Here is a 19,679-nt window from a genome sequence, read left to right as displayed (position 1 = left end):
AAGGATTCCGTAGGCAACCTTGTCTAAGACTACCTTAAGAAGGTGGACGTCCAGTCCGTGATTCTCGGCGACGCAGACCCCGCCGAGCAAGTTGGGAGACCCGACGACGGGTTGACGAAGAGCTAACCCTCCAGCTTGTAGCCGAGCCCGCGCACGGTAATCAGGTGCACCGGATTGGCAGGATCGGCCTCGATTTTGGACCGAAGTCGTTTGACGTGGACATCCAATGTCTTGGTATCGCCCACGTAGTCGGCACCCCAGACCCGGTCGATCAGCTGGCCGCGGGTCAGCACCCGCCCGGTGTTGCGCATCAGGTACTCGAGCAGGTCGAACTCCTTGAGCGGCAAAGTGATCTGTTCACCGTTGACCATGACCACATGCCGTTCGACGTCCATGCGAACCGGGCCGGACTCCAGGATGCCCTCGCCCACACCGCCTTCGTCGTCGCCGCCGCGGCGCAGCACCGCCCGGATCCGGGCGATCAACTCCCGAGCCGAATACGGCTTGGTCACGTAATCGTCGGCGCCCAACTCGAGGCCGACCACCTTGTCGATCTCGCTGTCTCGGGCAGTGACCATAATCACCGGCACACTGGACCGCGCCCGGAGTTGTTTGCAGACATCGGTCCCCGACATCCCCGGCAGCATCAGATCCAGCAGCACGATGTCGGCGCCGGCCCGGTCGAATTCGGCCAGGGCCGCGGTTCCGTCGCCCACCACGGTGGCCTCGAAACCCTCTTTACGCAGCAGAAATGCCAACGGGTCGGCCAGCGACTCCTCGTCCTCAACGATCAAGACGTGTGTCATCGACGCTGCCCCTCCCGGTAGCCACCCTCTGTGTGATCGACAGCGGGTCTCTTCACTGCTCCTCCTTCTGTGGGTTCAGACTGCCCTCGTATGCGGGAATCGCCAAGGTAAATGTCGAACCGGTGCCCGGCTGGCTCCACAACGTGATGGTGCCGTTGTGATTGGCCGCGACGTGTTTAACGATCGCCAAACCCAGCCCGGTTCCCCCGGTGGCCCGCGAGCGGGCTTTGTCGCTGCGGAAGAATCGTTCGAACACGCGCTGCTGATCCTTGGGCGCAATGCCGATGCCACGGTCGGTCACGGCGATCTCGATGAACCCGTCGCGGCGGCGCCGGCTGATCGACACCGGCGAACCGTGCGGTGAATAGGCGATCGCATTGGACACCAGATTGGCCAGCGCGGTGACCAGCAGCGGTTCGTCGCCGAGTACCTGCAGCCCGCTTGGAGCGTCGGTGGTGATCGTGATCTCGGCGTTGTCGGCGGCCACCTTGTGCCGGGCGATCGCCTCATTGACCACCGCGTCGACATCGACGACGCCCAGGTCGGGCAGTGGGTCGGCGCCTTGCAGCCGGGACAGTTCGATGAGCTCGCCGATCATGCTGGCCAGCCGGTTGGCCTCCACCAGCACCCGTTCGGCGAATGGCCGGACCGCCTCAGGATCGTCGGCGGACGCCAGCAGTGCTTCGGCGAGCAGCCCCATCGCTCCCACCGGGGTTTTCAGCTCATGGCTGACATTGGCCACGAAATCGCGCCGGCTCGCCTCCATCCGGGCCTGCTCGGACTGGTCGTCGACGATCACCACCGCGAAGCGCCGATCCTCTTCGGACAACAGGCGGGCATAACCGCGCACCGCCGACAGGTCCGACCGGGTGGCCCCGGGGGATCGCTTGGCCACCGTCAGATCGAACAGGACCTCGTCCTCGCCGGCCAGGACGCGTTGCGCGGCCGCCCAGGCCTCGTCGTCGAGCAGCCGGCCGTGCACCAGTCCCAGCTCGGTGGCCCGTTCATTGAGGTAGACGACGTCGCGGTGGGAGTCCACGACCGCGATGCCCAGCGAGGCGTGCGACACGATCTGCTGCAGCATCTCCGCGACGGTGATCCCGGACCGCTCGGTGGCTGCTTTCCGTCGGCGTTCGGCCAGGCGCGGCGACAACCACACGCCGGCCGCCACGCCCGCCGCCAGAGCAGGAATTGCCGACGCTGCAGCAAGCGTCAGCGCCGAGGTCGCGGCCACGGCCAAATCGTACGCATTCTGCGACCCTGAGTTGACCGCCGTTCGACCATGGCGGGCGCGGAATGTGAATTCAACGCAAAGATTTCACTCGGGCTCCACCGCGTATTCACGCTGCGCGGGCCCAAGACCGCTACTTGGCGCCTTGACTGGCCACTGCCGCGGCACCGGCGGCGGCGGCTTCGGGGTCAAGGTAGACACCGCCGGGAACCTTCGGCCGCAGGTCGGCGTCCAGGTCGTAACGCAGCGGGATGCCGGTGGGGATGTTCAGTCCGACCACGGCCTCGTCCGACATGCCGTCGAGGTATTTCACCAGGGCTCGCAACGAGTTGCCGTGTGCCGCGATCAGCACCGTCTTGCCGCACCGCAGGTCCGGGACGACGACGTCGGTGAAGTACGGCAGGAAGCGCGCCACCACGTCGGCCAGGCACTCGGTCAGCGGGCCGCCGCTGATGTCGGCGTACCGGGGGTCGGTGTCCTGGCTGTAGCGGCTGCCGGCCTCGATCGGCGGCGGCGGGGTGTCATAGCTGCGCCGCCATGTCATGAACTGCTCGTCGCCGTAGCGCGCCTTGGTGGCGGCCTTGTCCAGGCCCTGCAGTGCGCCGTAGTGACGCTCGTTGAGCCGCCAGGTGCGGTGCACCGGGATCCAGTGCCGGTCCGCAGCGTCCAGCGCCAGGTTCGCCGTGGTGATCGCCCGACGCAGCAGCGAGGTGTAGACCACGTCCGGAAGAAGGTCGTGCTCGACCAGCAGTTCACCGGCGCGAACCGCCTCAGCGCGGCCCTTGTCGGTCAGGTTGACGTCCATCCAACCGGTGAACTGGTTGCTGGCGTTCCATTCGCTTTCCCCGTGGCGCAGCAGCACCAGAGTGGCAGTGTCAGACATGGGCGTCAGTGTGTCAGTCACCGTCGCTGTCGATCAAATGCTCAAATGCCCGCAGGTTCTTCAGCGACTGACCGGTGGATACCCGCCACTCCCATTCCTTCTGGATCGAGGAGGCAAATCCCAACTCCAGCAAGGTGTTGAAGTCGAAGTCGACGGCTTCGAGCACCTGACCCAGCACGCGGTCGATCTCCTCGGCGGTCACCGACGCCAGAGACATCCGCCCGACCAGGTAGATGTCACCGAGGTTGTCCAAGGTGTAGGCCACCCCGTAAAGCCGGCGGTTGCGGTTGAGCAGGTGGCGGTAGACGCCGACGTGGTTCTCGTCGGGCTGGCGACAGACGAACGCCTCGACGCGCACCGAGTGCTCCCCGATGCTCAGAATGGTGTTGGTCTTGAGCTTGCGCTCGCCGGGCAGCTCCACGATCAGCCCCGGCAGCCCGCCGTGCGAACCAGGCGTGGGTGAGTAGGTCAGCTCGGCTGCCCGCAGCGTGCTCTCGATGAGCTCACGGACCTCGTCGCGGTTCACGCGCGTGCCCCGCGTCGCGTCGGCCAGCGGCGAGTCCGGCGTGCCGATCCGAGCACCCGCATCCGCCCGCCCCGGGCCGCGGTGAAGTCTTCGATCGCCCGCGTGTAGCTGGCCAACTGAGCGTCCACCGTGCGCTCCCAGGAGAACTGGGCCGCGTGGCTGACCGCGTCCCGGCGCATCGCCCATCCGCGAGGCCCCGAACCCAACCGCAGCATCTCATCGAGGGCCGTCGCCCAGGCCTCGATCCCGTGCCCGTCGACCAGCCGTCCGGTGACCCCGTCCCGCACGGCGACCGGCAGCCCACCGACGGCGGCGGCAACCACCGGTGTCCCGCAGGCCTGCGCCTCCAGCGCAACCAGACCGAACGACTCGGAGTAGCTCGGCACGGCCACCAGGTCGGCGGCGTGAAACAGGGTCACCAGATTCTCCCGGGATTGCGGCGGCAGGAACGTCACCCGGTCGGTGATACCCAGTTCTGCGGCCAGCCGAACCAGTCCGCCCGCTTCCGCCAAGCCACTGCTGCCCGACGGCCCGCCGGCCACCACCACCCGCACCCCGGGCAGCTTGGCGGCCGCGCGCAACAAGATGTCGGGGGCCTTGAGCGGCTGGATGCGCCCGACGAACGCCACGATGGGTTCGCGCGGCGACAATCCCAACGCCTCGCGGGCCGCCGGCTTGTCGCCGGGCCGAAACACCTCCAGGTCAACGCCCGGGTGTGCCACGTCGATCCGGCGCGGGTCCGCCTGGTGCAGGGCGACCAGTTGCCGCGCTTCGTCGTCGGTGTTGGCGATCAGCCGGTCCGCGGCATCGACAACCTGTTGCTCGCCGACCGAGCGCAGCGGCGGTTCCGGGGTGTCCCCGGCGGCCAGGGCCGCGTTCTTCACCCCCGCCAGGGTGTGTGCGGTGTGTACCAGCGGCACCGCCCACCGGTCCGCGGCCAGCCAGCCGACCTGACCGGACAGCCAGTAGTGCGAATGCACGATGTCGTAGTAGCCGGGCTCGTGGGCGGCTTCGGCCCGCAACACCCCGGCCGTGAAGGCGCACAGCTGCGTGGGCAGGTCGTTTTTGTCCAGACCTTCGAACGGCCCGGCGACCACATTGCGCACCAGAACACCGGGCGCCACGTGCTGCACCGGCGGATCGGCCGACGACGTGGCGCGGGTGAACACTTCCACGGCCACCCCACGGCGCGCCAGGTGCAGCGCGCTCTGCAGGACGTAGACGTTCATTCCACCGGCATCACCGGTGCCGGGCTGGGCCAGCGGTGAGGTGTGTACCGACAGCAGCGCTACTCGGTGCACATCGGATCTGACGTTTCCGCCCCCTGCAGCCCCGTAGCCCACCCCGCCATCTTGACAGGTCGGGTCAGGCGGACACTTCCGGGACCACGCGGGCGACCGGTCCGCGGGACCGACGCATCGCCCCGATCGGGTCGGCGTAGAGCCCGCCCAGCGATACGGTGCCGGCGCCGGCCTCCTGGACCCGGTTGCCGAACGCGGTGACGCGGATGTTGCGCGGCGGCAGCACCGAACGCTGCGTGAATGCCCGCTCCACCTCGGCCATGCCCTCGGGGTATTCGGTGAATCCCTGGCCACCCAGCACCAAGTCATCGGGGTTGAGCACGTCGCGCAGCAGCGCCACGGCTTCACCGAGTGCGCGGGCCCGCTCGGTCAGCAGTGCCACCGCTCGCTCGTCACCGCCGCGCGCCTCGCGCACCAGGGTGGTCACCGCCGCCGACACGCCGCCGTTGCCCTCCGGCAGGAGACGCAGCCGACGAGCCGCGGCCAGCACCGCCTCGTCGCTGACGGTGGTCTCGAGATGTCCGGTGCCGCCCAACAGCTCTGAGTACACCGGCAGGCCGGCGATGGTGCCGGGACCGCTGGCCGGGCTGTGCACCCGGCCGCCGATCACCAGGGCGTAGCCGACCGTCTCGCGGGCGTAGACGTAGAGGCTGGTGGTGCTGTTCGCCGTCGGTCGCCGCACCCCGAAAAGCAGTTCCGCCCCGGCCATCGCATCCACGTGGGAGGCCACCGATACGGGCAGGCCCAACTCCTCGGCAAGCACGGGCCCGACCGGCGCTGCCGTCCAGCCCAGGCGCGGGTGGTCGACGTGGCCGGTGGCCCCGTCCACCGCTCCACCGATCGCCACGCCCACCCACAACGGCCGACGCTTCTGCCACCGGGTCAGGTAGCGGCTGGCACTGGCGGCCAGCGAGGCCAGTGCCGGGCCCGCACCATTGTTTGGCGTCGGGGTCTCGACGACATCCAGCGTGCGGCCCAGCAGGTCAGTGGCCACAATGCTGGTGGTCTTGGCCCCGATGTGCAGGCCCAGGGTGAGGAACGGTTCGTGATTGACCACCACCGGCCGACGCGGCCGACCGATCGCCCCCGACGTGGCCAGGTCGGCGCGCTCCAGCAGTAAGCCGGCTTCCAGCAGTGCGCTGACCTGGCGGTTAACCGTGGCCACGCTCAGCGAAGTGGCGCCCGCGATGGCCTCACGAGCAACCGGGCCGTGCTGCCGTACCGCAGCGAAGACCTCGGCGCCGGCGCTGTCGGCGAGCTGCAGAGCCGGGGCTATCACTCGCGGGTGGGAGCGCGGACGGCCCGTTCGGTGGCTGGCCAGGTGAGCGGTGAGAGAGGTAGTACGCACGAAATGTCCTTAATTCGGAGAAATTCCTAAAGGGGGCCGGATTTGCGCCTACGACCCGGCGAATTCTCCTAAGGAGTGCTACTCGCAGCAGGTCAGGCGCAACGACAGACGCGACAACACGCGCCGTCGGCGACCAGACAGACCGCTGTCAGATAGCGGGCACTGCGAGACATAGCTGAGAATCTAACACGATCACTAAGGTTGTGGCGATGACGACACACACGCGCGATCAGCGCATCGCCGTAGTCACCGGCGCCAGTTCTGGCATCGGTGAGGCGACAGCGAGAACACTTGCCGGACAAGGCTTTCACGTAATCGTCGTGGCACGTCGTGCCGATCGCCTCGCGGCCCTGGCCGACGAGATCGGCGGTACCGCGGTAGTGACGGATATCACTGACCCGGCCGCGGTCGCGGGGCTGGCGGATGCCTGCGACCGGGTTGGCGGCTCGCTCAATGTGCTGGTCAACAACGCCGGCGGGGCCAAGGGTCTGGCATCTGTGGAAGATGCCGACCTCGAGCACTGGCGCTGGATGTGGGAGACCAACGTGCTGGGCACACTGCACGTGACGCGCGCGCTGCTGCCGAAACTCGTCGCCTCCGGAGACGGCCTGGTGGTCACCGTGACCTCGATCGCGGCATTCGAAATCTATGACGGCGGGGCCGGATACACCTCGGCCAAGCACGCCCAGAGTGCGCTGCACCGCACGCTGCGCGGCGAATTGCTGGGAAAGCCGGTGCGGCTCACCGAAATCGCTCCCGGCATGGTGGACACCGAGTTCTCCCTTGTGCGATTTGGCGGCGACCAAGAACGCGCCGATGCCGTCTACTCCGGTCTGACACCGCTCACGGCGGCTGACATCGCCGAGGTGATCGGGTTCGTGGCCTCCCGGCCGCCACATGTCGACCTCGACCAGATCGTCATCCGCCCGCGCGACCAGGTATCAGCGACCCGCGCTCACCGGGAGAGCTGACGCTCTAACCGCCGGGCTGATTCGGCGTACTGGTTGTCGTCGTCGTCGGTGTGCCCGACAGCGTCGGTGCATCGGTCGGCGTGGCCGGCGCGGCGCTGGGCAGCGATGTCCGAGTCTGTTCAGACTTCGACAACGCCGACATCGAGACCCAGGTGTCCCAGTCCACCGCCCAGTCCCATATGTCGCCGTCGGCGTAGGACAACTCGATGGAGCTACCGGTCACCTCGACCGGGTCGCCGTAGATCGCGCTGTGGAAATACTGCTCGGCGTCGTCTGTCGACAGATTGATGCAGCCGTTGGTGACATTGGTGTTGCCCTGCGCGCCCGCGCTGGCCGGGTTGGCGTGGATGAACTCTCCGTTGTTGGAGATCCGTACCGCCCAGCGTTCGTGGATGTTGCTGTAGCCGGCGGCCGGATTGGACATGTAGAAGTCCGCGTATTTCTCGCTCACCACGTGAATGCCGTTGCGGGTGATGTTGCGGGGTTGGTCGGCCTGGCCGTAGCTGCAGGGGAAGTCCATGATGACGCCCTCGTCACGGACCACCTGAATCCGGTGAGATGAGACTTCGGCCCGCACCACCTGGCGGCGGCCGATCGTGAAGTCCAGGGACATGTCCTGGGCCCCGTAGGCGCCGTCGCCGAACGGCAGGCCGTACAGCTTGGCGGTGACGCTGACCTTGGTTCCGGCCGGAAAATAGTCTCGGCTGCGCCAGTGCACCCGGGCGCCCTGCACCTCGTCCGGCAGCCAGGCCCAACTGCCTTCCACCGGTGGTTCGGTGACGACGGTCAGGGCTCGCTCGACAGCCGCCTTATCCGCGATCGGTCCGTCGAACTGCAGGATCACCGGTGCGGCCACCCCAACCGTCTGCCCGTCGGCCAATTGGAAGCCCCCGTCGATGACAACGGTGGGTGCGACCGTGGTGATGGTGCCGCTGACCGGCACCGTGTTGCCGTCGTGGCCCACCACCGAGCCGCTCCAGGTGTAGACGGAGTCATAGCCCAGCGGTTCGGTGACGGTGTAGCGCGTGCGCTCCCGATTGAAGCTTCCGGCGAGTACCTTGCCGGCCGGATTGGTCAGGGCCACCCGCTGAAACCAGCCGTCGCGGACCGCGACGCCGATGGCGGCGGTGGGCAGCACGTCGTCCGCCGCACCCTGTTCCAGGGCGGGCTCGAATGTCAGGGCCGGCGCGGACGCCGGCCCGTTCTCAGCGCTCTGCTCGGTCCGGCTGAAACACCCCGCCAGGGCGGTCGGCGCCAGAGCCCCGGTGGCCAGCGCCACCAACGCACGTCGCCGGTTCAGAGTCACGGCATTCCAAGATACCGGCCCAGCCGCCTGACCACCTTTGACGCTGGATTACGCCTGGCTCACAGCGCACACCCGACGAGCACCGGCTCGGGGTGCAGGGTGATGCCGAAGGTGTCGCGCACCCCGTCCCGCACCAGGCGGGCCAGGTCCACGATGTCGGCGGACGTGGCGCTGCCCCGGTTGGTCAATGCCAGCGCATGCTTTGTGGACAGTCGCGCCGCCGCATCAGGGCCGGGATAGCCCTTGCTGAAACCGGAGCGTTCCACCAGCCAGCCGGCAGCCAGTTTCACCCCGCCCGGAGCCTCCCAGTGCGGTACCGAGCCGCCTTCCCGGTCGGCCACGCTGAGGTATGTCTCCTGCGGCACAACCGGATTGGTGAAGAACGAGCCGACACTCCAGGTGTCATGGTCAAATTCGTCGAGCACCATGCCCTTTGCAGCCCGGAGCGCGAGCACCGCGGCGCGGACCGCTGCCGGATCTCGTCGCTCACCGTCGGCGGCCTGCAGCGCAGCGGTCAACTCGCCGTACCGCAGCGGTGCGCTGCGCCCGGTCGGGTCCAGGTCGAACTCGACCTCCAGCACCACCACCGCATCCGAGCCCTTGAGCACGCTGGTGCGGTAGCCGAGGTCCAACTCGGCCGCCGGTGTCCAGCGCACATCGCCGGTTCGCCGGTCCAGCAGCCGAACCCGGGTCAGGCGGTCGGCGACCTCGACACCGTAGGCCCCGACGTTCTGCACCGGGGTGGCCCCGGCCGAGCCCGGAATGCCCGACAGACACTCCAGGCCACCCAGCTTCGCCGTGACCGCGCGGGCGACGACGTCGTCCCAGACCGCACCGGCTTCGGCGCGCAGCAGATTGCCCTCGATGGTGATGGCGGAACTGGCCAGGACCACCACGGTCAGGTCCTCGAGGTCGTCGGCGATCAGCACGTTGGAGCCCCCGGCGAGCAGCAACGGACGGTCCCCGGCCGCATCGAGTTCGCCCAGCGCGGCCACGATCTGCTCGGTGTCGGCGCAGGTGATGATCCGTCGGGCGACCGGTCCCACCCGCAGGGTGGTCAGGGGCGCCAGCGGCACCGCCTCGGCGACACGCGCGCCCGCGTACTCGGAACCCGCCACGGCCGGTAACGGTAGCGTGACCGGATATGCCGCGTACATTCACGCTCTTCGAGCACTACCCGGCAACCGTCGAGCAGGTATATGCCGCCTTTGCCGATGAGCACTACTGGCGGGCCCGGTTGGCCGACTCCGGAGCCGATGTCGTGGCACTGGATTCGATGACCGTCAGCCCCGACGGCCGCGTCTACGTCGCGACCACTCAGAGCATTCGCCGCGAGAAGCTGCCCGCGCTGGCGGCCCAATTCCATCCCGGCAATCTGGATGTCACGCGGCGCGAGACGTGGCATCCGGTGCGCGACGGCCAGGCCCGCGCCCAGGTGACCGGCAAGGTGGTCGGTGCGCCGGCGAAACTGTCCGGCGATGCCGTGCTGGCGCCGGCAGCCGACGGGTGTGAGCTGCGACTGACCGCAACGGTGCAGGTCGATATCCCGCTGGTGGGCGGCAAGATCGAGAACTTCATCGGCGGGCAGTTGGCCGAGCTGATCACCGCCGAGCAGCGGTTCACCTCGATTTGGCTGAAGCAGGGCGGCGCTACAGGGACGGAATAGGCTGGTCTCATGCGGATTGCGTGTGCGCAGATACTCAGCAGCGCCGACCCGGCCGAGAATCTGCGATTGGTGATCGACTACACCGAGCGAGCCGCCGATCAGGGGGCGTCGCTGGTGGTGTTCCCGGAGGCGGCGATGTGCCGCTTCGGCGTGCCGCTCAGACCGGTGGCCGAACCACTCGACGGACCGTGGGCCACGCGGGTTCGCGAGGTCGCCGCGCGGGCTCAGATCACCGTGGTCGCCGGGATGTTCACCCCGGCCGATGATGGACGCGTCACCAACACCTTGTTGGCAGTCGGCCCCGGAACCGACACGCACTATCACAAGGTCCACCTCTACGACGCCTTCGGTTTCACCGAATCACGTACGGTGGCACCCGGGTTGGAGCCGGTGGTGATCGATGTCGACGGGGTCGGCGTCGGGCTGTCGACCTGTTATGACATCCGCTTCCCGGCGTTGTACACCGAGTTGGCCGATCGCGGGGCACAACTGACGGTGGTCTGCGCCTCGTGGGGTGCCGGCCCCGGGAAGCTGGCCCAATGGGAGCTGCTGGCCCGGGCCCGGGCACTGGATTCGACCAGCTACGTCGTCGCGGTCGGGCAGGCCGACCCGGGAGGCGCCGAGGATTTCTCCGGCGCCCCGACCGGGGTGGGCCACAGTTTGGTCACCTCGCCGTGGGGTGAGGTGATCGCCTCGGCCGGCGCTTCACCGCAACTGCTGGTCTGCGACATCGACCTCGACACGGTCGCCGCGGCCCGCCGGACGCTGGCCGTGTTGAGCAATCGCGCGGCTTTCCTTCAGGTCGGTAAGGCAGAATCGCGCGGGTGAGCAATCCGCCCGGACCTCCCCAAGACGAGTCGCCCTGGGCTCGCCCCACCGGCCAACCCGAACCGCAGAGTGGCGCTACGCCGTCTGGCCCACCGGAGCCCTCCGCCTCACCCACCCGGCAGATGCCGGTGGGTGGTCGTGAAGAGCCCACCACCCGAATTCCCGCGCCGCCACCACAGGCCGCGCCGCCCCCACCGGCCGCCGCGCCACCGGCCGTGGATTCGCCGCCGGCACCCGCCGATGAGGCCTCGACCTCCGTCATCGCAGGCCCGCCGACGGAGCCCTCGCGGTCGCGGTCGGTGCTGCGTGACCCACTGGCCGTGGTCCTGATCCTGGTCACGGTGGTCGCACTGGCGTTGGCCGGATTGATCGGCGCCGAATTGATCGCCCGCCGTATCGGCGACAGCAAGGTGGCCAAGGCAACCGAATGCGTGGTGAACGACAAGGCCACCGCTTCGTTCGGGGTGACACCGCCGTTCCTGTGGCAGCACATCACCGGCAACTACACCAACATCTCCATCCACACCGCGGGCAATCAGGTCAAAGACGCCAAGCAGATGACCGCCGACGTGAACATCTCCGATGTCGATCTGCACGGCACCGACAACTCGAAGGGCACCATCGGTTCGCTGCAGGCGACGCTGACCTGGCCATCGGCCGGGATCAAAGAGACCGTTCAGAACATGGTTCCGATCCTGGGCAACCTGGTCTCCGACCTCAAGACCAATGCGCAGGACGGCACCGTCGAGCTCAAGGGTGCTTTCGGCCTTGCCAGCGTCGTGGTCAAGCCCCAAGTCGTCAACGGGGGCCTGTCGCTGCAGGTGCAGAAGCTGACCGGCCTGGGCGCACTGACCCTGCCGCGCGAGTCGCTGCAGCCCGAGTTGGACAGGTTCGCCTCGCAGTTGACCAAGCGTTATCCGCTTGGTTTGCGCGCGGACAGCGTCGAGGTCACCGACACCGGCGTGGTGGCGCGGTTCTCCACCCGCAACGCTTCCATTCCGCGGACGGATGACCCCTGCTTCGCAAATCTGTAACCTTGCGAAATGAGCGCACCCGGATCCACACATCGGTTTTCCGGCCTGCCGGCGATCATGCTGGCCCTGACAGCCGTGCTGGCGGTAGCGCTGGTCGGAATGCTCGGCGGTGAGCTCTACGCCCGCCACCGTGCGAACACCTTGGTCGCCGAAGCCGTCGAATGCGAAGCGCAGGACAGCGCCACGGTGTCCTTCGGGACCACTCCCCCGGTGCTGGCGCAGTACTTCAACAGCGAGTACTCCCACATCTCGGTCAAGACGGCCGGCAACCAGATCCGGCAGGCCAAGGGCATGCAGCTGGAGCTGGACATCCGCGACGTCCGGTTGAACAAGAGTGCGGGCGCATCCGACCCCAAGGGCACTATCGGGTCGCTGGACGGCACCATCACCTGGCCGGCCGACGGCATCAAGCAGTCGATCCAGGACGTGGTTCCGATGATCGGCAGCATCGTCACCGGCAGTGTCACCGCCGACCCGGGTGCCGGCACCGTCCAGCTCAAGGGCCTGCTGAACAAGGCCACCGTCAAGCCGCAGCTGGTCAACAACGGACTGTCGCTGCAAGTGGTCGATCTGGAGGCGCTGGGCCACGATCTGGACACCCAGACCGTGCAACGCCGCCTCGACGAACTCACCGCAAAGGTGACTGATGACCTTCCGCTGGGCATCCACCTCGACAGCGTGGAAGTCACCGACACCGGTGTGGCGGTGAAGTTCTCCAGCCGCGATGCCGCCCTCGAGGGGTCCTCGTCGAGTCAGTGCTTCGACTCGCTGTAGGGGTCAGTGCACCCCGCGTCGGGGTGCCGCGCGAATCAGCTTGAGCTTGCGTCCACGACGGGCAGGCCGGCGGCCTTCCAGGCCTGAAACCCGCCTTCGACGTCGGTGGCGCCGCGCAGCCCGATGCGCTGCAGCGAGGCCGCGGACAGGCTGGAGGCCAGTCCCAGATTGCACAGCACGATGACCTGCTGGTCCGGCTCGGGCACCGGCGGGAGGTCAGCGGCTTCTTCGGGTGTGAAAAGCGGCCGGTGCGTCGGGTCGAGGAAGGCTTCGACGGCGTTGCGCGGCACCGAGATCGCCCCGGGAATGACGCCGTCAGCCGCCTGCTCCTCGCTGGTGCGGGTATCGATGAACAGCACGCCTTGGTCGAGAGCGGCGGCCGCCTCCTGCGGGGTGAGACGGTCGAGCTTCTCCTGCGCGGCATGGACTATCTCAAGGGTGCGGCTGGTGGGTGTGTCGGTCACGGTCATCTCCTTGGTCGATCGGGGCAGGGCATTGGGGTCGTCAGACAGATGGGGCCAGCGCGGGGCCGGCGGACGCCGTGAAGCGATCCGCAGCCAGATAGCGGGACCGCAGCCCCGCGGTGCATAGGGCTTCGGCGACGGTGTCGACGAACCGATCCGGACCGCACAGATAGGCCTCGGCGCTCCGCAGCTGCGCAGCCGCCGTGCGGCCGGAGATCCACGCGGTCACGTGATCGGCGCTTCTGCCGCCGGCCGGCGGCAGCAGCGGGTGGTAGGTGAAGTCGTCGTCAGCGTCGGCGAGGGCGGCGAACTCGTCCTGGAACACCAGTTCGGCTGCAGTGCGTGCGATATGGACTAGCTCGGCAGGAGGGTGGCCGGGGACCTGCAGCAGGCTGTGGACCAAGGCGCGGATCGGGCCGATGCCGGCACCGCTTCCGATGAAGAGTTTGGGCCGATGGGAGGTACGTAGCTGAAACGATCCGAATGGGCCCCGGATGCGTAAGGTGTCGCCGGGGCGGATGTCATCGAGTGCCGTGGTGAACGCCCCGCCCGGCACAGATCGGATCACGAATTCCAGGCTGGATTCCTGGTCGTGCGAGGCGATCGAATAGGCGCGCCATCCGGTGCGGTCGGGCAGTTCGATGTGCAGGAACTGCCCGGGCCGGTGCGCCCAGGGCGGCGGCGGGGCGCTCAGCGTCAGCGTGTGCAGCTCCGGGGTGAAAGACACCAGACGCTCGACGACGAGAGTCACGTCATGCGTTGGGGCGCCGGCGAATTCCTCTTCGGAGATTCCGCTGGCGGTGACGTCGATGGTGGCGGTGTCGCTGAGCAGCCGGGTGGAACACAACAAGACGTGCCCGGTTGCCCGGGCCTGCTCGTCGAGCGTCGCTCGGGTGCGCGGATCCTGCTCCAGGTCACCGTCGATCACCCGGGCCGCGCAGGTACCGCAGCCGCCGTGATTGCAGCCGAACGGCACGTAGTTCCCGTTGCGCAGAATCGCCTGCAGCAGCTTCTCCTCTGGCGCCACGTTCAGGCTCACCCCGAACGGCTCGACGGTCAGGGCGCCCGACTGCGACACGCTCTCACTCACGAGGCCAACGGGTCCCGAATCGTGACCCCGATTGCACGGATGTCGTCGATGGTCCACAAGCCCTCGGATCGCAGATGCGGCTGTCCGACCAGGGTCCGCCCGTCGGCACGAAGGAAACCCAGGTCGAGCACCACGTCAGCCAGATCCCAGCCGTCGTATCGGCTCCAGAATGTCCCGAATGACGTGTAGGACCGCGGGTTCCACGAGAAATTGACCTCGCATCCTTCGCTGCACAATGCGTAGCGGGTCCCCTGGTACTCGATGATGCGGGTCTCGGGCTCCTCGAAGCGAGGAACGATGCAGGGCAGTTGGCACACCTGGCAGAACGGCGGCACGCCGGGAAGTTCCTGCAGCAGCAGCCGCCCGTTGGCCGGGTCGGACAGCGCGGCATACGCCTCCCACAGCGGCTGATAGACCGCCGACCAACCCGGGTAGTTCGCCTCGAACCATTCGAAGTCCGCGGCGTCAAGCGGATCGGTGCGGAAGAAGTTCAGCGGCCACAGCGCAGCCAATCCGATTGCGACGGCATGGTGTTGGGATTCCACGCCACGGGCGACATCGGCCAGGCGCGCGGGCTCACGCAGCCCGAAGGGCCCGAACCGGCGGGAGAACGAGCCGATGAAGTCGTCGACGACCCATTCCTCCCAGGCATCCCGGTAGGCCCAGGGCCGGTTGCGGACGTAGTACTCGGCGGCCACCGCGGTGGCAGTGTCGGCACCCTGATGCTGGTGCCAGAAGGCACGATCCAGCGACCCCTGAACCAGGGGAATGTTTTCGGGTATCTCGGCCACCGCGCGCAGGGTGCCGTGACCGTTGGCCATATGACGGACTTCGTCGGATTGGATCGACAGGTACGCCGTGGCGTAGGCGTCATCGCCGTTTGCGGCGGCCACCTGCGGCAGCGCGACGGTCAGCGGGTTGGTGTAAGCGGTCTCGAGCACGACGTTCAGCGCGATCACCGCATCGATCGGGTCATTGACCGAGTTGGGCGCGAACGCGGCACGCGCGACCGCGCCGATCGGATGCCGGGCGAGCGCCCGGGATCCGTATTGCAGGCCATCGGGATCGGACGCGTGCGACAGGTAGTGGCGGCGCAGCGCACCGACGAGCTGAAGGTGGCGGGCCTCGTCGAGGGCCTGCGCCGCGTAGCCCTGCTGCAACTCGGGGTTGTTGATCGAGGAGATCAGCAACCCCGCGCCCTTCATCGCCTGGTATTCCGCCTCGGCGGTGATCGGCAGTGCGAGCTTGAGCCCTTCAACCCACCGCGGCTCGATCCCCGCCGTGGTACGCGCAGATGCGGCCGCCTCCATGGCTGCCTGCACCCGAAGGTCCTTCTCCACCTCCATGCGCGCATAGTCGCGGAACAGAAGTTTGAAGGGATCTCTGCCGCGTTCGGGGATCTGGTAGCGGCTCGGGAACACCGCGGCGGGCGGAGGTCCCGACGGAGTCCAGGTGTACTGCTTGGTCAGGTCGTGGGTGCGCGTCGCGGGAGCGGTCATCGGTCACCTTCATCCGTCTTGGGGCGGTCGTCGAGGGGTTCGGCGCGCAACACCAGCCGTCCGATTCCGGGCGTCGGTCCGCGTTGCGGGTCTATCTCTCCGAAATAGCTGGCCAGCACGAGCAATACGTCTTCGATATCGACGAGGCGACCGAGTTCGGTGGACAACTCGGCAAGATCGATGACGATCTCGTCGGGTGCGTCGACTTTGAGGTACACGCCGCGATCGGTGACATTGACCGTCGGCTGAGTGCGGCCGACGTACCGGATGATGGCGTCGGTCTCCGGGCCCTTGATGAGGCTGGCGCCCACTCCCCGCGCGGCCGGGCGCGCCGTGATGCGCGCCATCAGAGCGCCCCATCTGCGATCAGAAGCGGCGACCACCGGTCACCGACATCCTGACGATAGGCCTGCAGCAAGTCGGCCCATGATTGGTCGAGATTCACTGCGGTGGTGCTGAATTGGCTCAGATAAGCCGTGAGCGCGGCGACCGACCGATGTGCCCACCATTCCCAGCGATCGGCCCACTCAGCAATGACTGCCCGGTTGGCCGAACCGTGCACGGGGTCGGCGAGCAGGTGATCGATCAGCGCGAACGTCCATCGCCGTGCGCGGTCACTGTCCGAGCGCCACGTCGCGGTGGCGGCGGCGGTGTAGGCGTCCCCGTGCCGGCGGGCGCCGGAATCCAGGTAGTGCTCGCGGAGGAAATCCCCCAGCAGGGGTTCAAGTATCACGTTCACTGCGACCAGTGCCTCCACCCAGTCGGTGGTGGCCAGCAGTTGTTCTGCCGCCGCACGCAGGGGCTGCCAGCCTTCGCCGGCGCTCCAGTCGCCTTCGACATCGGCGAACACCTCTTCGCCCACGATGTCCTCGATCACTGCGCGCCCGGCCGCGGCATGTTCGACGTGACGAAGCGCGTCCGCGGCGCCGAACACCAGGGCGAAGGTCACGGTGTCGGACAGCGCCAGTCGCTGGGCACGGCTGAGCACTCGGAAGTAGGTGCGATCCGCATAGGGCAGCACCGCGGCCACACCGGCAACACCGTGGCGCAGCCAGTCGGAGTCGACGTCACCGGACGACGCCGCCTCCCGCAGACGCGCCAACCCATCGGCCAGGGCAGTCTCGGCCTCGTGCGCCGAGGCCACCCAGCCGACGTAGACCGATTGGTTCGGGTCACGGAACCCATACCAATCCTGCGACCGCACGGCGGTGGATTCTGATGCCAGCGGTGGGGATCCGTCCGGAAAGTGCAGTGGCCACCCCTGCACGGCATCGGCTTCCGGAGAGATCTGTTGGTGCAGGGTCAGATCCTCGTAGGCGTCGGTAAACGTTGTCATGTGGGCCTGTCTTCATGGCGGGCGGTTGCGATGTCGAGCGCAAGCCAACCAAGCGCAGAGCCCCGGCGCTAGGTTTAGAATCACGACTATTTTAGTTCTAAATTTGAACCACATTGAGGGTGTAAGGTCGCTGCCATGCCAGTGGTCCCCGCGGAATACTGCCCAGTCTCTATCGGCGCGAGCGTTCTCGGCGACCGGTGGAGTCTCTTGATCGTTCGCGAAATCATGGTTGGCTCAACACAGTTCAGCGCGATCCTGCGCGGCTTACCAGGGTTGTCACGCAGCCTGCTGACCGCACGGCTGCGACACCTGGAAGGAGTGGGGGTGCTCACCCGCGTACCCAGCGGCAGCGGACGCAGCCACGAATACCGGCTTACCGAAGCCGGTGAGGACCTCCACGAACTGATCCACGAACTGGGACGCTGGACGGTGCGATGGTGGTTTCCCGAACCGCAACCCGATCAGGTCAACAATGCATTGCTGTTGTGGCGCATGCGTTCTGGGATCACTACCCTCCTGCCCAGCGGGCGCACGACCATTCAGTTCGATTTCACCGACGGGGACGTACGCCGTGGCTGGCTCGTGGCCACGAACACCGAGGTGTCGGTGTGCCTGCACGATCCCGGTTTTGCGGTCGATCTCAATGTGACCGGCAGTGGCCGGCTGTGGCACCAGATCTGGTTCGGACATCGTCAGCTCGACGAGGCGATCACCACCGGCGAGATCCTGGTGGAAGGCCCACCGAAGCTCGTCCGTGCACTGCCCAAATGGTTCGGGATGAGCCCCTTTTCCGGTGACGTCCGCGCCGCAAAGGCCGTTGGCCAGTAACCGGGCGGCACGGTCACACTGCCACTCCACCCGCATCACCACCCACCCATCGAAGAAGAGGACCCCATGACCGAGACCCTGCGCACCCTCACCGGACTGCCCACCACACCCGCCGCTCTGAGTGAGTCCGCGCTGGTACTCATCGACTGTCAGAACACCTACACCCGCGGCATCATGGAACTCGAGGGCGTCCAGGACGCGTTGCGCGACACTGCGGTCCTGCTCGACCGGGCCCGGTCTGCGGGCATTCCCGTCATCCACATCCAGCACAACGCCGGACCCGGCTCGCCCTACGACATCGACGGTGAGTCCGGTGCCATCGTCGACGCGGTCGCGCCGCGCGGCGCCGAGCCGGTAGTGGTCAAGGCCTACCCGAATTCCTTTGTCCAAACCGAATTGAACGACATCCTGCAGAAACAGGGCGCGACGAACCTGATCCTGGCGGGCTTCATGACCCATATGTGCGTCAATTCAACGGCCCGTGGGGCTTTCAACCTCGGCTACGCGCCCACGGTGGTGGCTTCCGCCACCGCCACGCGGGCTCTGCCCGGTACGCAGGGCACCGTTTCTGCCGCAGCCGTGCAGGCCGCGAGCCTCGCGGCGGTGGCGGATCTGTTCGCCGTCGTGGTCGAATCCCCATCGGCGATCCCGGACTGACAGCCCGGCGGCACGACGCCGCTACTCCAGCCCGTCGAGTACCGCGCGGGTGCCGGACAACCCCAGTCGAGTGGCCCCCGCTGTGAGCATCGCCAGCGCATCCTCGGCACTGCGGATTCCTCCGCTGGCCTTGACCCCCAACCGGTCACCGACGGTGTCGGCCATCAGGGACACCGCGTGCACGCTCGCCCCGCCTGACGGGTGAAAGCCGGTGGATGTCTTCACGAAATCCGCTCCGGCGTCTTCGGCGGCTTTGCAGACAGCGACCACCGTGGCGTCCCCGCCGAACTCGAGCAGCGCGGCGGATTCGACGATCACCTTGAGCACAGAGTGCGGCACCGCCGCGCGCACAGCCGCGATGTCGGCGCCCACCGCGGCGAAATCGCCCGCCAGTGCCGCGCCGACGTCGATGACCATGTCGATCTCGGCGGCCCCAGCCGCTGCGGCCAGCGCCGCCTCCTGGGCCTTGACCACCGACAGGTGCTTGCCGGAGGGGAAACCCGCGACCGCCGCGATGGGGATCTCGGCACCGATTGCCGCGGCAGCTGCTGCCGCCGCGGCCACCATCGACGGCGACACACAGACCGCGGCGACACCGAGTTCGGCGGCTTCGGCAACAACGGCCTCGACCTGGGCGACAGTGGCTTCCGGTTTGAGCAGCGTGTGGTCCACCAGCTGCGCCACCTGGTCACGGTCCCACCGCCGCCGGGGCGTCAGGGTCATCAGAAGGCCTCCTCGGCCGCACCCGGATTGCATCCGGACTCGAACATGGTCACGTCGTCGACGACGGGGCGCCACGGCTCCAGATTCCAGCTGATCTTGCCGGGCCGGGCGAACTCGGCATAGCGCCAGTGGCAGAGGAATTGGTCGCGCATGCCGGGACTGTCGGCATCGGGAGCATCGGCGAGCACCTCTTGCCACGCCTGTTCGCCCGCAGCCTCGCTGTCGAGCCGCAGAGCCGCCAACCGCCCAGCCAGGGTCGGGTACACCCGCAGACTCACCCGGCCGTCGTAACTGACCCACTCAGTGTGATCGACATAGCCGACATACCCGGTGTCGGCAGTGGCCGGCGCCGCGCCCAACACCACGGCCGCGGCATTGCAGGCGGCCAAAATGAATGCACGCAGCATG

Annotated in this window: 22 protein-coding genes; 7 read left to right on the top strand and 15 right to left on the bottom strand. The window is 67.6% G+C overall.

Annotated elements, in window-relative coordinates; genetic code table 11:
• Window positions 1-122: 122 nt before the first annotated feature.
• The 6 genes from AWC18_RS06310 to AWC18_RS06285 all read right to left on the bottom strand — a co-directional run bounded on the left by AWC18_RS06310 (window position 123) and on the right by AWC18_RS06285 (window position 6,095).
• The gene (locus tag AWC18_RS06310; protein ID WP_064996393.1) at window positions 123-806 is read right to left on the bottom strand and encodes a winged helix-turn-helix domain-containing protein; all 684 of its coding nucleotides are present in this window, start codon (window positions 804-806) and stop codon (window positions 123-125) included.
• A gap of 52 nt (window positions 807-858) precedes the next feature.
• Entirely contained in the window at window positions 859-2,040 is a 1,182-nt protein-coding gene (locus AWC18_RS06305) for a sensor histidine kinase (protein ID WP_085138110.1), read from the bottom strand.
• Window positions 2,041-2,170: 130 nt separating this feature from the next.
• Window positions 2,171-2,920: a phosphoglyceromutase gene (locus AWC18_RS06300; RefSeq protein ID WP_085138109.1), complete on the bottom strand. Its 750-nt coding sequence runs from the start codon at window positions 2,918-2,920 to the stop codon at window positions 2,171-2,173.
• A gap of 13 nt (window positions 2,921-2,933) precedes the next feature.
• Window positions 2,934-3,446: a type III secretion system chaperone family protein gene (locus AWC18_RS06295; protein ID WP_064996396.1), complete on the bottom strand. Its 513-nt coding sequence runs from the start codon at window positions 3,444-3,446 to the stop codon at window positions 2,934-2,936.
• Window positions 3,443-4,789, bottom strand: a complete 1,347-nt coding sequence (mshA, locus tag AWC18_RS06290; protein ID WP_234806438.1) for a D-inositol-3-phosphate glycosyltransferase — start codon at window positions 4,787-4,789, stop codon at window positions 3,443-3,445. Before mshA ends, AWC18_RS06295 begins: the two co-directional genes overlap by 4 nt.
• A 22-nt stretch (window positions 4,790-4,811) precedes the next feature.
• Window positions 4,812-6,095, bottom strand: a complete 1,284-nt coding sequence (locus tag AWC18_RS06285; RefSeq protein ID WP_064996397.1) for an ROK family protein — start codon at window positions 6,093-6,095, stop codon at window positions 4,812-4,814.
• A 209-nt stretch (window positions 6,096-6,304) separates the two neighbouring features.
• On the opposite strand from AWC18_RS06285, the gene AWC18_RS06280 reads away from it, so the two are divergent.
• Window positions 6,305-7,066 carry an SDR family NAD(P)-dependent oxidoreductase gene (locus tag AWC18_RS06280; RefSeq protein WP_064996398.1) on the top strand — a complete coding sequence of 254 codons (762 nt, stop codon included), beginning with the start codon at window positions 6,305-6,307 and terminating at the stop codon, window positions 7,064-7,066.
• A gap of 4 nt (window positions 7,067-7,070) precedes the next feature.
• On the opposite strand, the gene AWC18_RS06275 is transcribed toward AWC18_RS06280, so the two are convergent.
• Entirely contained in the window at window positions 7,071-8,372 is a 1,302-nt protein-coding gene (locus AWC18_RS06275) for a L,D-transpeptidase (protein WP_064996399.1), read from the bottom strand.
• Window positions 8,373-8,431: 59 nt separating this feature from the next.
• Window positions 8,432-9,529: a UDP-N-acetylmuramate dehydrogenase gene (locus AWC18_RS06270; protein WP_085138108.1), complete on the bottom strand. Its 1,098-nt coding sequence runs from the start codon at window positions 9,527-9,529 to the stop codon at window positions 8,432-8,434.
• Here AWC18_RS06270 and AWC18_RS06265 point away from each other — a divergent pair.
• Genes AWC18_RS06265 through AWC18_RS06250 form a run of 4 tightly spaced genes read left to right on the top strand, consistent with a single transcriptional unit; the run spans window position 9,517 to window position 12,674 of the window.
• Window positions 9,517-10,038 (top strand): DUF2505 domain-containing protein, encoded by a 522-nt coding sequence (locus AWC18_RS06265; protein ID WP_085138124.1) that lies wholly within the window; start codon window positions 9,517-9,519, stop codon window positions 10,036-10,038. The genes AWC18_RS06270 and AWC18_RS06265 overlap by 13 nt on opposite strands.
• Before the next feature lie 9 nt (window positions 10,039-10,047).
• Window positions 10,048-10,866, top strand: a complete 819-nt coding sequence (locus tag AWC18_RS06260) for a carbon-nitrogen hydrolase family protein (RefSeq protein ID WP_085138107.1) — start codon at window positions 10,048-10,050, stop codon at window positions 10,864-10,866.
• A complete protein-coding gene (locus AWC18_RS06255; RefSeq protein ID WP_234784340.1) occupies window positions 10,863-11,900 on the top strand; it encodes an LmeA family phospholipid-binding protein in 1,038 nt (345 codons plus the stop codon). The genes AWC18_RS06260 and AWC18_RS06255 overlap by 4 nt, the downstream gene beginning before the upstream one ends.
• A 9-nt stretch (window positions 11,901-11,909) precedes the next feature.
• Window positions 11,910-12,674 (top strand): LmeA family phospholipid-binding protein, encoded by a 765-nt coding sequence (locus AWC18_RS06250; protein ID WP_064996404.1) that lies wholly within the window; start codon window positions 11,910-11,912, stop codon window positions 12,672-12,674.
• A gap of 35 nt (window positions 12,675-12,709) precedes the next feature.
• On the opposite strand, the gene AWC18_RS06245 is transcribed toward AWC18_RS06250, so the two are convergent.
• Genes AWC18_RS06245 through AWC18_RS06225 form a run of 5 tightly spaced genes read right to left on the bottom strand, consistent with a single transcriptional unit; the run spans window position 12,710 to window position 17,063 of the window.
• Window positions 12,710-13,138 (bottom strand): rhodanese-like domain-containing protein, encoded by a 429-nt coding sequence (locus AWC18_RS06245; protein WP_207553360.1) that lies wholly within the window; start codon window positions 13,136-13,138, stop codon window positions 12,710-12,712.
• Window positions 13,139-13,178: 40 nt separating this feature from the next.
• Window positions 13,179-14,228, bottom strand: coding sequence for a 2Fe-2S iron-sulfur cluster-binding protein (locus AWC18_RS06240; protein ID WP_133054982.1), 1,050 nt, complete (start codon window positions 14,226-14,228; stop codon window positions 13,179-13,181).
• Window positions 14,225-15,727 carry a ferritin family protein gene (locus tag AWC18_RS06235; RefSeq protein WP_064996631.1) on the bottom strand — a complete coding sequence of 501 codons (1,503 nt, stop codon included), beginning with the start codon at window positions 15,725-15,727 and terminating at the stop codon, window positions 14,225-14,227. The genes AWC18_RS06240 and AWC18_RS06235 overlap by 4 nt, the downstream gene beginning before the upstream one ends.
• Window positions 15,724-16,074, bottom strand: a complete 351-nt coding sequence (locus tag AWC18_RS06230; RefSeq protein WP_085138105.1) for an MmoB/DmpM family protein — start codon at window positions 16,072-16,074, stop codon at window positions 15,724-15,726. The genes AWC18_RS06235 and AWC18_RS06230 overlap by 4 nt, the downstream gene beginning before the upstream one ends.
• A complete protein-coding gene (locus AWC18_RS06225; RefSeq protein ID WP_085138104.1) occupies window positions 16,074-17,063 on the bottom strand; it encodes a ferritin family protein in 990 nt (329 codons plus the stop codon). The genes AWC18_RS06230 and AWC18_RS06225 overlap by 1 nt, the downstream gene beginning before the upstream one ends.
• A gap of 135 nt (window positions 17,064-17,198) precedes the next feature.
• Between AWC18_RS06225 and AWC18_RS06220 the strand changes: the two genes are divergently transcribed.
• The gene (locus tag AWC18_RS06220) at window positions 17,199-17,891 is read left to right on the top strand and encodes a winged helix-turn-helix transcriptional regulator (RefSeq protein ID WP_085138103.1); all 693 of its coding nucleotides are present in this window, start codon (window positions 17,199-17,201) and stop codon (window positions 17,889-17,891) included.
• A gap of 66 nt (window positions 17,892-17,957) precedes the next feature.
• A complete protein-coding gene (locus AWC18_RS06215) occupies window positions 17,958-18,548 on the top strand; it encodes a cysteine hydrolase family protein (RefSeq protein WP_085138102.1) in 591 nt (196 codons plus the stop codon).
• A gap of 21 nt (window positions 18,549-18,569) precedes the next feature.
• Here the strand turns inward: AWC18_RS06215 and deoC are convergent, their stop codons facing one another.
• Both deoC and AWC18_RS06205 read right to left on the bottom strand, forming a co-directional pair.
• On the bottom strand, window positions 18,570-19,271 hold the full coding sequence (deoC, locus tag AWC18_RS06210; protein WP_064996636.1) for a deoxyribose-phosphate aldolase: 702 nt from the start codon (window positions 19,269-19,271) through the stop codon (window positions 18,570-18,572).
• Entirely contained in the window at window positions 19,271-19,678 is a 408-nt protein-coding gene (locus tag AWC18_RS06205; protein WP_064996637.1) for a DUF2599 domain-containing protein, read from the bottom strand. The genes deoC and AWC18_RS06205 overlap by 1 nt, the downstream gene beginning before the upstream one ends.
• Between the last annotated feature and the right edge of the window lies 1 nt (window position 19,679).

Origin of the sequence: Mycolicibacter nonchromogenicus (genome assembly GCF_002101775.1) — a bacterium.
GTDB lineage: Bacteria > Actinomycetota > Actinomycetes > Mycobacteriales > Mycobacteriaceae > Mycobacterium > Mycobacterium nonchromogenicum.
This window is presented reverse-complemented; position numbering and strand designations above follow the sequence as displayed.

Coding starts and splice junctions, on each gene's coding strand:
- AWC18_RS06205 (WP_064996637.1), bottom strand. CDS start 19,678: ATGCTGCGTGCATTCATTTTGGCCGCCTGCAATGCCGCGGCCGTGGTG.
- AWC18_RS06310 (WP_064996393.1), bottom strand. CDS start 806: ATGACACACGTCTTGATCGTTGAGGACGAGGAGTCGCTGGCCGACCCG.
- AWC18_RS06280 (WP_064996398.1), top strand. CDS start 6,305: ATGACGACACACACGCGCGATCAGCGCATCGCCGTAGTCACCGGCGCC.
- AWC18_RS06250 (WP_064996404.1), top strand. CDS start 11,910: ATGAGCGCACCCGGATCCACACATCGGTTTTCCGGCCTGCCGGCGATC.
- AWC18_RS06215 (WP_085138102.1), top strand. CDS start 17,958: ATGACCGAGACCCTGCGCACCCTCACCGGACTGCCCACCACACCCGCC.
- deoC (WP_064996636.1), bottom strand. CDS start 19,271: ATGACCCTGACGCCCCGGCGGCGGTGGGACCGTGACCAGGTGGCGCAG.
- AWC18_RS06260 (WP_085138107.1), top strand. CDS start 10,048: ATGCGGATTGCGTGTGCGCAGATACTCAGCAGCGCCGACCCGGCCGAG.
- AWC18_RS06225 (WP_085138104.1), bottom strand. CDS start 17,063: ATGACAACGTTTACCGACGCCTACGAGGATCTGACCCTGCACCAACAG.
- AWC18_RS06265 (WP_085138124.1), top strand. CDS start 9,517: ATGCCGCGTACATTCACGCTCTTCGAGCACTACCCGGCAACCGTCGAG.
- AWC18_RS06270 (WP_085138108.1), bottom strand. CDS start 9,529: ATGTACGCGGCATATCCGGTCACGCTACCGTTACCGGCCGTGGCGGGT.
- AWC18_RS06230 (WP_085138105.1), bottom strand. CDS start 16,074: ATGGCGCGCATCACGGCGCGCCCGGCCGCGCGGGGAGTGGGCGCCAGC.
- AWC18_RS06300 (WP_085138109.1), bottom strand. CDS start 2,920: ATGTCTGACACTGCCACTCTGGTGCTGCTGCGCCACGGGGAAAGCGAA.
- AWC18_RS06235 (WP_064996631.1), bottom strand. CDS start 15,727: ATGACCGCTCCCGCGACGCGCACCCACGACCTGACCAAGCAGTACACC.
- AWC18_RS06220 (WP_085138103.1), top strand. CDS start 17,199: ATGCCAGTGGTCCCCGCGGAATACTGCCCAGTCTCTATCGGCGCGAGC.